The organism is Parabacteroides sp. FAFU027 (assembly GCF_022808675.1).
GTDB lineage: Bacteria > Bacteroidota > Bacteroidia > Bacteroidales > UBA7332 > CAXXIC01.
The window spans coordinates 127,376-140,248 of sequence record NZ_JAKZKV010000011.1 but is presented as its reverse complement, the minus strand read 5'-3'; the positions used below and the strand labels follow the sequence as shown (position 1 = coordinate 140,248).

The 12,873-nt window shown below is 39.7% G+C and carries 10 protein-coding genes and 1 riboswitch; of the genes, 5 read left to right on the top strand and 5 right to left on the bottom strand.

The window, feature by feature from the left end; genetic code table 11:
* From MLE17_RS15460 to thiE, 4 genes are all read right to left on the bottom strand, one after another.
* On the bottom strand, window positions 1-1,302 hold a 1,302-nt coding region (locus MLE17_RS15460; RefSeq protein ID WP_243349625.1), incomplete at its 3' end, for a hypothetical protein.
* Between the two features lie 697 nt (window positions 1,303-1,999).
* Window positions 2,000-2,428 (bottom strand): rRNA maturation RNase YbeY, encoded by a 429-nt coding sequence (gene ybeY / locus MLE17_RS15455; protein ID WP_243349624.1) that lies wholly within the window; start codon window positions 2,426-2,428, stop codon window positions 2,000-2,002.
* A gap of 100 nt (window positions 2,429-2,528) precedes the next feature.
* Window positions 2,529-3,776, bottom strand: coding sequence for a glutamate-5-semialdehyde dehydrogenase (locus tag MLE17_RS15450; protein WP_243349623.1), 1,248 nt, complete (start codon window positions 3,774-3,776; stop codon window positions 2,529-2,531).
* 929 nt (window positions 3,777-4,705) lie between these two features.
* Window positions 4,706-5,338, bottom strand: coding sequence for a thiamine phosphate synthase (gene thiE, locus MLE17_RS15445; protein ID WP_243349622.1), 633 nt, complete (start codon window positions 5,336-5,338; stop codon window positions 4,706-4,708).
* Between the two features lie 104 nt (window positions 5,339-5,442).
* Window positions 5,443-5,537, bottom strand: a riboswitch (TPP riboswitch).
* A gap of 161 nt (window positions 5,538-5,698) precedes the next feature.
* On the opposite strand from thiE, the gene mnmG reads away from it, so the two are divergent.
* The 5 genes from mnmG (at window position 5,699) to deoC (ending at window position 11,611) form a co-directional block, all read left to right on the top strand.
* On the top strand, window positions 5,699-7,573 hold the full coding sequence (gene mnmG / locus MLE17_RS15440) for a tRNA uridine-5-carboxymethylaminomethyl(34) synthesis enzyme MnmG (RefSeq protein ID WP_243349621.1): 1,875 nt from the start codon (window positions 5,699-5,701) through the stop codon (window positions 7,571-7,573).
* A gap of 503 nt (window positions 7,574-8,076) precedes the next feature.
* On the top strand, window positions 8,077-9,876 hold the full coding sequence (uvrC, locus tag MLE17_RS15435; RefSeq protein ID WP_243349620.1) for an excinuclease ABC subunit UvrC: 1,800 nt from the start codon (window positions 8,077-8,079) through the stop codon (window positions 9,874-9,876).
* 36 nt (window positions 9,877-9,912) lie between these two features.
* Window positions 9,913-10,365: a D-aminoacyl-tRNA deacylase gene (gene dtd / locus MLE17_RS15430; RefSeq protein ID WP_243349619.1), complete on the top strand. Its 453-nt coding sequence runs from the start codon at window positions 9,913-9,915 to the stop codon at window positions 10,363-10,365.
* A gap of 10 nt (window positions 10,366-10,375) precedes the next feature.
* Window positions 10,376-10,729: a nucleotide pyrophosphohydrolase gene (locus MLE17_RS15425; RefSeq protein ID WP_243349618.1), complete on the top strand. Its 354-nt coding sequence runs from the start codon at window positions 10,376-10,378 to the stop codon at window positions 10,727-10,729.
* Window positions 10,730-11,611 (top strand): deoxyribose-phosphate aldolase, encoded by an 882-nt coding sequence (gene deoC / locus MLE17_RS15420; RefSeq protein WP_243349617.1) that lies wholly within the window; start codon window positions 10,730-10,732, stop codon window positions 11,609-11,611.
* A gap of 242 nt (window positions 11,612-11,853) precedes the next feature.
* On the opposite strand, the gene MLE17_RS15415 is transcribed toward deoC, so the two are convergent.
* Window positions 11,854-12,831, bottom strand: a complete 978-nt coding sequence (locus MLE17_RS15415) for a polyprenyl synthetase family protein (RefSeq protein ID WP_243349616.1) — start codon at window positions 12,829-12,831, stop codon at window positions 11,854-11,856.
* Window positions 12,832-12,873: the final 42 nt, after the last annotated feature.

Genomic DNA, 12,873 nt, shown 5'->3' with positions numbered 1-12,873 from the left:
AGTGTAAGGGAATGCTCCACTAACAACTGGTGTGCCACTAATCGTTACCACATTTCCAGCCCAACTACCGCTTACACCAGTGGGTAAACCAATGAAAGTAGCTCCTGTTGCTCCGGTGGTGGCATAGGTGATAGTAGTTATTGCCGTATTGATACACTTTGTCTGAGCATCTGTCCCTGCTGCTGAACTTAGCGTGATTGTATTATCCGGGGTAACCGTAATTACCGCACTACCACTCATTGTGGTTCCTGTGCAATTGTCATCACTAACAGCGGTAACGCTATAGGTTTTATTGCTGGTTGGTGAAACCGGAATAATAACTGGACTGCTGGTAATATTGTTTATCGTTACTGGTGTTGTGCCTTCGCTATAGGTAATGCTCCATGGCTGTGTTCCAGTTAAGGCAACACTCAGATTTGTTGAACTGCCCGTACAGATAGTAGCATTGCCACTAATAGAAGCTGTTGGCAAAGCGTTGACTATAACAACTGCGCTGCCACTCATTGACGTTCCTACACAATTAGCATCACTGACAGATGTTAGCGTGTAGGTTTTAGTACTGGTTGGTGAAACACTTATCGTTGCAGGACTGCTGGTGATATTATTCAATGTTACCGGAGTGGTTCCATCTGTATAGGTGATATTCCATGGCTGCTGACCTGTTAAGGATACTGATAGGTTAGTGGAAGCTCCCGTACAGATGGTAGCATTGCCGCTAATCGTGGCTGTTGGCAAAGCGTTGACTGTTACAACTGCGCTGCCACTCATTGACGTTCCTACACAATTAGCATCACTGACAGATGTTAGCGTGTAGGTTTTAGTACTGGTTGGTGAAACACTTATCGTTGCAGGACTGCTGGTGATATTATTCAATGTTACCGGAGTGGTTCCATCTGTATAGGTGATATTCCATGGCTGCTGACCTGTTAAGGATACTGATAGGTTAGTGGAAGCTCCCGTACAGATGGTAGCATTGCCGCTAATCGTGGCTGTTGGCAAAGCGTTCACAATAAAATCAGTAGTACTGACAGCTGTTCCACCTGATGTTCCTACAGTTATTCGCCCTGTTGTTACTCCTCCAGGCAATGACGCTATTTTAATTTGGGTTGAACTGACAACTGTAATTGATCCGGAAGGAATAAGAGCTCCATTAAAATCAATAGAAGTTACATTAACGAAGTCTGCACCATTGATGGTAACCTGTGCTCCCGATCCACTACACACCTCAGTCGGAGTAAATCCACTAATACTTACCGCAAAAATATTACCATTCAATACAGTAGCCATAAACAGAGTTGCCATTATCACTCTATATCTTATCAAAAATCGGGCAGTCCAATCTTTTGATAAAGAGTGACAATGGTAAAGATTTGATTTGTACTGAGACAAATAAATCTTTCGTTCTGCTGAATATAGACTACTTTTCTTCATCGTTAATTCATTCAATGGGGGGAGAATTCCCATTGATTCTTACATCGCAGAAATCAGTTCAAACTAATACTAATAATTTAATTATAAGGCGGAAACAAATAATTGTTTAGGTCTAATTATCAGTTAATATGGTACTTATACAAACTAAAAGTCCGTATAACGATAGATAAAAGTTCAACAAATCCTAATTGAAAAGTGTCATTAGGTAATATCGGCAATCTCATGCTTACAAATAAAAGTACAAGAGGTTAGTACTTAATCAAGTAGAGAGTTCACAATTATAAAACAGAAGATGTTTGATAAAAGTTTGTTATAAAAGGAGAGATTATAAGTCGGAAAGATCATCTGACATGGATAAAAACAGGTCAAAAACGCTATAAACAAGCAGAAAATGAAAGTATCAAAAGCAACCAACAAAGCTGTATATCAACCATTTAACAACGCAAAACGGATTTAATGCAACATGATTTAATTTTTCATGGTTCTAAATTTATGTTGAACTAAAATCAAAGACAGATTGTTGCTCTATGTTAATTACAGATACTCAAAATTGGAGTATATATGAGACTTATATACCCGTTTGTTTTAATATAGCCAATGCCTCATTTTCCTTCTCAGTCATATTTTTTCGGGCTTCATCCGTTTTATCTTCAATGCCGCAAAGGTGAAGAATTCCGTGGATAATGATACGGTGTAATTCCATAATATATTCTGTTCCAAACTGTTCGGAATTACTCTTTACCGTATCCAGGCTGATGAAAATATCTCCCGATATCTTGTTTCCGGCCGTATAGTCAAACGTGATGATATCGGTATAATAATCGTGTTGCAGATATTGATTATTCACCTCCAGAATCTTCTCATCATCACAAAAGATATAGCTGATTTCACCGACTTTTTTACTGTGAAGCTCTGCCACTTTTTTGATCCATTCATTCACCTCTTTCTTTTTGATGGGAGGTGTTTTGACATTTTCGGTGTAGTAGTTAATGGCCATTTCTGTTTACAATTTATTCATTTACCATTTACAATTGAGGGACAAAGAAATTGATCTGTAACATCAATCCCTCAGTCCCTCAATTAATCATTCCCTAATATCAGGCGCGTGTCTGTCCGTTACCCCGTATAATATATTTATAGCTTGTAAGCTCTTCTAAGGCCATAGGACCGCGCGCATGGAGCTTCTGGGTACTTATTCCTATCTCTGCCCCTAAACCGAACTGAGCGCCATCTGTGAAGGCCGTAGAGACATTTGCATATACACAGGCGGCATCCACCATTTTTTCGAAGACAGAGATGTTCTGTGCATTTTCACTTACAATCGCCTCACTGTGTTTGGAGGAATATTTAGTGATATGGTCAATCGCTTCTTCCAGATTAGCAACCGTTTTTACCGACAATTTATAATCCAGGAATTCAGTTCCGAAACTTTCGTCCGTGGCATGCTCCAGTAAATCAGCCGGATATTTTCCTTTCAAAGCTGCATATGCGGGTTGATCCGCGTAGATAATGACATTTTTTTCAGCCATTTTCAGGCAAAGAGCCGAAAGGTCTGACAGGCGTTTCTCATTTACAATTACACAATCTAATGAATTGCAGACACTTACACGTCTTGTTTTGGAATTAAAGATGATTTCTGCCCCTTTTTCCAAATCACCAGATTCATCAAAATAGGTATGACACACGCCCGCACCGGTTTCAATAACAGGTATTTTGGAATTATCACGCACAAAGTTAATCAGCCCCTGGCTTCCGCGCGGGATAATCAGATCCACATAACCTACCGCATTCAGCATTTCAGCCGTAGCTTCACGATCAGGAGGCAATAAGGTCACTATATCTTTAATTACGCCTTGTTTCTCAAGAACGTTTTGAATAATCCCAACAATGGCACTATTCGAATCGTGAGCATCAGAGCCTCCTTTCAACAGACAGGCATTTCCCGATTTAAGACAAAGTGAGAAAACGTCAAAGCTTACATTCGGACGCGCCTCGTAAATAATTCCGATCACGCCAAACGGTACAGTCACTTTAGAGATCTTCATTCCGTTCGGTCGGTTTGTTTCGCTAAGAATTTTACCCAGTGGGGAGGGCAACGTTGCCACATTACGAATATCAGCCGCAATGCCTTCAATACGTTCTTTAGTCAGCATCAGACGGTCATATTTCGGATCTTTGGGATCCATACGGCTCAAATCCTTTTTATTCTCTTCCAGTATAAAATCACTTTGCGCTACGGCAGCATCAGCCACAGCAAGCAGGATCTCGTTGATATTTTCATCAGTCAGCAGATTGATGGTACGGCTGGCTGATTGTACTTTCTGAAATGTCTGTTCCAGTTTCATGTGTCGGAATTTGAAGATAAGAACGCAAATTTATTGAATTAATTCCGAATTCTTGGGCAAGGGTGCTGTTTTAAAGGTGATATACAGATTTTGAGGTACTCACAATTGCATAATTACTCCTTCACAATCCTTACTTTCACCCTTAACAATGTCACCACTATATAAAGTCTTATAATAACTATTTCTTTAATTTCCAGTTATACCTACCTGCAACCTAAAGAATATCCTAAGGCTATATATAACAGAGATAAACCAGAGATATAATAGGGATAAGCCAGAGATATAACACAAATAAATGGTGTAATATCCCTGGTTTATTTCTTTTTAATCATCGATAATTGTACCTTTATTATACTCCTTACATAGCCTTAGCTATCCCTTATCCCCCCGTTTATATCAGAAGTACAGGAATGTTTATTATTCGCATAAAAGAGCCGAAAGATTATAGGTAAACAGAAAAACTTGTCTATGTATAAAAGGGGGGACTGAAAATGTTGTCAGGGGAAAGGAGAGGCCAACTAAGCAGATAATTAATAATTCAGAAGATTGAGCCCGTATCCGAGAGAACAATACTGAGTTTTCCACCTGTAATGTGGTGAGCAGGGAGATAAAGTAAATTCTTCAAACCGATACGAACAGTTCTGATTACAGTAGCTCCGGCAAAATAAACGGACTGATGATACAGATGCTAAGTAAGTAAAGAAGAACGAAATAACCGGGGAAAATGGGAGATTTATTTATCTAAAACCCGGTAAATATTAGATGGATTTAACTTTGATAAAATCATTGCCAGCCGCTTCAGCTTACGAAATGATAAAAAGACAATGTAACATCCGGCTTTAGCCAAAGAAAACTGATTCAGCTAAAACCGGATGATAGATTACAGACTATGATAAGAATGAAAAAACAGGAATTCTGCAAACTAAGAATTAGAAAAGAGAAAGCTGTTTTGCTCCAGTCAGGCTTTTCTTGATTTCAACTATACGTTGTTCTGTTTCTGTGGTTTGCATGAAGTGGCGCACCAAAGCTACATTTTTAGCCCCTGCAGCCACCACATCATCCAGATTTTCCGGGAAAATGCCACCAATAGCAACTACAGGCACATCAGCAAATGAGAGCACCTCTTTCAGCATACCCACACCCACCGGAGCATCCGGACGGGCTTTCGCATTCGTTGGATAAACAGGACCGAAGCCAATGTAATCCGGTTTATGAGTCAATGCTTCACGAACCTGCTCAATCGAGTGGGTCGAAAGACCTATTTTCAACCGGTCACCGGCAATCTTGCGTGCCTCCTCAATTGGAAGATCATCCTGTCCCAGGTGCAATACATCTGCTCCGGCAGCCAACGCCAAATCAACCCGGTCGTTTATAACAAGCAAGGTATTAGTTCCCGCTGTAATTGATTTAATTCTTTTTCCAGCTTCGATAATTTCACGGTCAGTCAAATGTTTCTCGCGCAATTGTATCATACGGATATTCTGGCGGACACATATTTTAGCTATTTCTTCGTAAGAGAGTTCAGGTTTTGTGATAATGATATACAGACCAAAATCTTGCATAATAAAAAGTCATTTATAAATTAGGAACATTCATTTCATTTTCCCTTAATGTTTGAATTCTAAAAGGGAAATTATACAGATAAGCAGGCGATTTTGGAATCAGGAAGGAGAGTGTAATTTCTCCCTTCGCCGGCATTATCCGGATCAGGTACTATGGGTATCTTCTCAGCTTTGATTTAAAGCACCCCAGAAATAAGTACGGAATCAGAGTGCAAAGATAGAAATAACCCCTGCAAATCCGAATATCTTTCAACAAACTATAAAATGGGCCATTCCCTTAAACCATAATGGTTATATTTTGAATTATCTGCCTGAGGATTAAAACTCAAACCGCTATCTTTGCACAAAATAACTCATTCAATGGATTTTAAATACGATGTTATAGTAATCGGCGCAGGACACGCGGGATGCGAAGCTGCCGCCGCTGCTGCCAACCTGGGTTCAAAGACCGTCCTCATAACGATGGACATGAACAAGATAGCTCAAATGAGCTGCAACCCTGCGGTTGGTGGTATTGCCAAAGGACAAATTGTACGCGAAATAGATGCCCTGGGTGGGGGTATGGGAATTGTAACGGATAAAACGGCTATTCAATTCCGAATGCTTAACCGCTCCAAAGGACCTGCGATGTGGAGCCCCCGTGCTCAAAGCGACCGCGCTAAGTTTATCAACGAATGGAGAGGTATTCTTGAAAACACCAATAATCTGGATATCTGGCAGGATTTTGTAAAACAGCTTATCATCAAGGATGGCCAGGTACAGGGTGTAATTTCCGGAATGGACGTTACTTTCTATGCAAAAACGGTGGTCATTACCACAGGAACTTTTCTGAATGGTTTGATGCACATCGGTAAAACACAACTTCGCGGTGGACGTATTGCAGAACCTGCTTCTTATGGAATTACCGAACAACTCAAAGAAGCCGGAATTGCAACTGACCGTATGAAAACCGGAACTCCGGTTCGTATTGACGGTAGAAGCGTTGATTTCAGCATGACCGAAGAACAGATAGGAGATTTTGATTTCCACAAATTCTCTTATATGAATCATGCACCTAAAACATTGTGCCAGCTTAGCTGTTGGACCATGTACACCAATGAACAAACGCATGAAGTTCTACGAAGCGGATTAGTGGATTCTCCGTTATACAACGGACAAATCCAAAGTATCGGACCGCGTTACTGTCCGAGTATCGAAACCAAGATTGTCACTTTTGCAGATAAAACACAACATCAGCTTTTTCTGGAACCGGAAGGTGAAACAACACAGGAGTATTATCTCAATGGTTTTTCCTCTTCCCTCCCACTCGATGTGCAATTGAATGCATTGAAAACGATTCCTGCATTCCGTAATGTACGCATCTATCGTCCGGGATATGCTATCGAATACGATTTCTTCGACCCTACCCAACTCAAGCATAATCTCGAAAGTAAGATTGTAAAGAATCTCTTTTTTGCCGGACAGGTTAACGGAACGACAGGTTATGAAGAGGCGGCAGGTCAGGGTCTGATTGCAGGTATTAATGCACATATTAATTGCCACGGTGGAGATGAATTTATCCTTAACCGTGACCAGGCCTATATTGGTGTTTTGATTGACGACCTTGTAACTAAAGGTGTGGACGAACCCTATCGCATGTTTACCTCCCGTGCCGAATATCGCATACTACTTCGTCAGGATGATGCTGATATGCGTCTGACTGAAATGAGTTACAAACTAGGTTTGGCAAAACAGGATAGATTTGATTTACTGCAAACCAAAAAGGAGGAGATAAATCGTATTTCCGAATTTGCAAAAAACTACTCCATCAAACCTCAATACATAAACGAAGGATTAGAGAAATTAGGCACTGCTCCATTGAAGCATGGATGCAAATTAATAGACCTGATTACACGCCCTCAAATCACACTTGAAAATATAGCAGAATTAGTGCCTGCCTTCAAAGAAGAACTGGATAAAACATCCGATAGAAAAGAGGAGATTCTGGAGGCTGTGGAAATCCTGATTAAGTACGAAGGGTACATCCAACGTGAGAAACTAATTGCCGATAAGATCAATCGTCTCGAGCATATCCATATCAAGGGTAAGTTTAATTATAACGAGATCCATACCCTCTCGACTGAAGCCCGTCAGAAGCTTTGTAAGATTGACCCGGAGACCATTGCCCAGGCCGGACGCATACCGGGAATCTCCCCCAGCGACATCAATATACTGCTGGTATTGTTAGGCCGATAGCAAACCTATGTTTCACGTGAAACATTAAAGGATTCTTACAAGTCACTCAAGCTAAACACATGATTATAAAGGGCAAATAAACAGCCCCCGGAAGCACTTCTTCAACAAGAGAGAATACTTAAACATCACACAAAGAACGGAACTAATCCATGCGGTCAGTTCCGTTCTTTCTTTTATAAAAGCCATAACATCTAACAAAAGTACCGAATCTAACGGAAGGAGATAAATACGTTGTGAAAGTCCGACTTTAAATGTATACAAGCATATGATATCAGAACTATCCAATAGATAACATCGTCCAAACCGGCTGCTATATTTTTTCCATTTCGTTCAAACCGAACAAAACAGAATAATAAATCAGTGAGTAAAATTTATGGTAAAAAGAGTGGATACAAGCAAGGTAAAGAGAGCAAAGAATTACAGTAAAACCCACCCTTATTTTTGCAGTTATATTGTCCTAAAATTGATGTTTTACCTTTATCTTTGAAACAAAAAAAGAAGCTTTGGAAAACAGAGATGATAAAATAAAAAACATACTTTCGAGCCTTCCGGAAAGTCCGGGTGTCTATCAATATTTCGATGAAACCGGTACTATTATTTACGTCGGAAAGGCGAAAAATCTGAAAAGAAGAGTTTCATCTTACTTCAATAAACAGCATGATTCTCCCAAGACCCGCATCCTTGTTCGCAAGATTGTTGAAATCAAATATATCGTCGTTAAAACCGAAGAAGATGCTCTTCATTTAGAAAATAGCTTGATTAAGGAGCTTCAGCCTCGCTACAATGTGATGCTGAAAGACGACAAAACTTACCCTTGGATTGTCATCAAAAACGAACCATTTCCCCGCATATTTCAAACACGGAATATGATTAGGGACGGGTCACAATACTTTGGCCCCTACTCCAACATTCACATGGTTCGTACCATTCTGGAACTGCTTCGAAAATTATATCCGCTTCGTACCTGTAAGTTATTCCTATCTCCTGAAAACATCAGACAGAACAAATTCAAGGTCTGCCTGCAATATCACATCAAGAACTGTAAAGGTCCATGTGAAGCATTGCAAACCGAGCAGGAATACAACGAATATATCGTTAATTCCCGGAGAATTCTGAAAGGAGAAATCAATCAAATTCGCGATTTACTCCAACAAGAAATGATGGAATGTGCCACAGAACTACGTTTTGAAGATGCACAGAAAACAAAGGAAAAGCTGGAATTAATCGAAAATTATCAGGCAAAAACCGTTGTGGTTAGCCCCTCCATTCACAATACAGACGTCTTTTCATACCTGGAAGAAGAGAATATTATCTATATCAACTATCTGCACGTATCAAACGGTTCCATCAGTCAGGCTTATACTTTTGAACTGAAAAGAAAGCTGGATGAACCCAAAGAAGAGCTGCTGAGCCTGGCCATTGTGGAGATGAGAAACCGTTTCAACAGCAGGGCAAGGGATATTATTGTGCCGTTTTACCCGGATATTGAGATGGAAAACATCACTTTTTCTATTCCACAACGGGGAGATAAACGCAAACTATTCGAATTATCCGAGCAAAATGTACGTCAATATAAAGTTGACCGCATGAAGCAGGCGGAGAAATTAAACCCGGAACAACGTACAATCCGCATACTTTCAACTTTGCAAAAGGATTTACAATTACACGAACTACCTCTGCATATTGAGTGTTTTGACAACTCCAATATACAGGGTACAAGTCCGGTTGCAGCCTGTGTAGTCTTTAAAAAAGCAAAACCAGCCAAGAAGGATTACCGCCATTTTAACGTGAAAACTGTCGAAGGTCCTGATGATTTTGCATCCATGCGCGAGATTGTGTACAGACGATATAAGCGTTTATTAGAAGAAGAGGCTCTCCTACCCAATCTTATCGTAATAGACGGGGGAAAAGGACAGCTTCATGCTGCCTGTGATTCACTACAGGAGCTGAATATTTACGGACGAATTCCGATTATCGGTATTGCGAAACGCCTCGAAGAAATCTATTATCCGGAAGATTCAGTGCCTCTTTACCTGGATAAAAACTCGGAAAGTCTGAAGTTGATACAGCAATTGCGGGATGAAGCTCACCGATTTGGCATAACATTCCACCGCAAAAAAAGAAGCCTGAAACAAGTTGTTTCCGAACTTGATGCGATAGAAGGTATTGGAGAAAAGACCAAAACAGCCCTTTTGAGCCATTTTAAGAGCGTAAAACGCATTAAAAGCTCATCACTGGAAGAATTATCCGACCTGATAGGTAAAAGCAAGGCAGAGAAGCTTTATAAGGGTTTACATCCATAATCAGAAAGAAATCAGTAACTTTGCGATAAAGAGAATATGAGAACAGTCATTCAACGGGTTAGTAAAGCTTCCGTTACCATTTCGGGAGAAATAAAGTCGGATATCCGGCAAGGTTTACTCGTTTTAGTGGGTATAGAAGAGAGTGATACTACCGAAGATATGGATTGGTTAGCCAAAAAAATAACCAACCTGAGAATATTTGATGATGAGAATGGTGTAATGAACCGTTCAGTAATGGATATTAACGGTGAAATGCTGGTTGTAAGCCAGTTTACCTTACACGCATCCACCAAGAAAGGGAACCGCCCCTCCTATATCAAAGCTGCGCGCCCGGAATTTGCCATACCGATGTACGATAATTTCTGCAGTACTCTCTCTTTGATGGCAGGAAAAGAGGTAAAAACTGGTGAATTCGGAGCAGATATGAAAGTAGAATTACTCAATGACGGTCCGGTTACCATTATCATGGACTCAAAAAATAAAGAATAAAAAAAGGCTTATGGAGAATGAAATACAATCGGTTCCTGTATCTATTTCTGAAGCTCAGAAACAGGTAGATAACTGGATTAAAACCTATGGGGTACGTTATTTCAGCGAACTGACCAATATGGTTTTGCTTCAGGAAGAGGTAGGTGAACTGGCCAAAATCATTGCCCGTCTCTACGGCGAGCAGACTTTCAAAGAGAGTGATAAGGCTTATGACATGGAAGATGAAATGGGCGATGTCCTTTTTGTACTGATTTGCCTGGCCAACCAAACCGGTATTGACCTCGAAAAAGCATTTGCAAAGAATATACAGAAAAAAATTACACGTGACAAAACACGGCATATCAATAATCCTAAACTAAAGTAAATGAGCAAGTATATCAAGACTTTAAACGAATACAACATTACGCTGGACGACCAGTTTGTAAGCGAAAAAGTGGAACAAATTATCAACAAAAACCTTCAGGATTCCATGAAGGAAGAGGTCTTTAAAAAATTGTTCAGCTGCATTGACTTAACTTCACTCAATAACACCGATAATACCCAACAAATCATCAACTTTGTGGAAAAGGTTAACCGATTTGACCAGGAATTTCCACAACTGGATAATGTGGCTGCGGTATGTGTTTATCCTAATTTCACGGGTATCGTACAAAGCCATCTGGAAGTAGAAAATGTAAAAATAGCAGCTGTTTCTGCCGGTTTTCCTGGTGCACAAACCTATACCGAAATCAAAGTAGCAGAGACATCATTAACTGTTATGGACGGTGCTGATGAGATAGATATTGTGATGAATCTGGGTAATTTCACCGCCGGAGAATTTGAAGAACTGACTGATGAAATATCAGAAATAAAGGATGCATGCCGTGAGGCTCACCTGAAAGTTATCCTGGAAACCGGTACATTAAAAACTGCATCAAATATCAAAAAAGCAGCTGTTCTGGCTATGTATTCGGGTGCAGATTTTATTAAGACATCGACCGGAAAGACTCATCCAGCAGCTACATTGGAAGCCGCTTACGTGATGTGTGAGGCCATCAAGGAATACTATCTCAAAACGGATAAAATGATTGGTTTTAAGGCTGCAGGAGGCATTGTAACCAGTGAAGATGCAGTCAAATATTACTGCATCGTAAAAGAGGTTTTAGGGGAAAATTGGCTCAATAAAGAGCATTTCAGAATAGGTGCGAGCCGTTTGGCTAATAACCTGTTGGGAGATATTTTTGGAAAACAAATCAACTTCTTCTGACAAATAAAACAGCCACGAATGCGCGAATAAAATTCAGAAGTTTCAAATGTGCTGATTTTACAATGAAAATAAATACCGAACAACACAAATACTTTTCCAAAACTGGAAAAGAAAAGATACCTTCATTTTCATGAATTAACTTCGTTGATTTTCAATTCGTGGCTTAAAGATTAAGCTTGTTTTTGCCTTAAATAAATAAAGAGAAAAGGGATGACTTCTAAATTTAAATCATCCCTTTTCCTTTATTTATTTCGTTGAATGGTATAGTTCAAAACAGTCTTAAGCGACTCTTTTTCAGCTGTATCCGTAAATTCTTCAAGACATTCCAGCGCTTTTACTTTAAACTCCTCCATTTTCTTTTCAGCATATTCAATACCTTGATTTTCTACTGCAAAATTGATTAGAAGTTGAATATTTTCAGGAGTGAAATCTTTTTCTCTTATGATGTTCAGCATCTTCTCTCCTACTCCATTTACAGATGTATTGAGTGCATAAATCAGTGGTAAAGTAACCTTTCCTTCACGAATATCATTTCCGGTCGGTTTACCTACTTCATCAGATTTGAAGTAATCAAAAATATCATCCCGAATCTGGAAAATCAACCCCAGGTAGTAGGCAAATTTCTCCAGTTTCTCTATTCTTTCTTCTGAAGAATCTACTGATAAAGCCCCTACCCTAAAGCAGGTTTCAAACAAAGATGCAGTCTTTTTATAAATGATTTTATAGTAGTTTTCTTCTGAAAAATTAGCGGACTGAGCGGTAAACATCTGCTGAATTTCACCATCAACAGAGGTGGCAGCAAACTCGGAAAGTGATTTTACAATGTAAATATTATCTGTAGTTACCGCTTTTTGGAGAGCAATAGAGAGGAAATAGTCACCCAATAAAACAGCCAGTTTACTGTTGAATTTGGAGTTAATGGTCTCCAATCCGCGTCTCATATTGGTTTCATCCAATACATCATCGTGTAGTAAAGTAGCATTGTGGAATAATTCAAGTGCAATAGCAGAATCAAAGCTCTTCTGATTGACAGAACCTGTCGCACATTTGGCTGCCAAAAGTACAAGAATCGGACGTAGGTTTTTACCCTTTTTCTGGAGGAAATGGTCAACGGCTTTATTAATCAATTCATTGTCAGAAAGTAGTGCCTCTCTAAACGACTCGTCGAAGTTTTTAATCTCTTCCTGAATGGGTACTTTTATCTCTGTAAGTATATCCATAGTAGCGGTTTAAGGAGCAAAAGTAGCAATTTTTTCCTATCT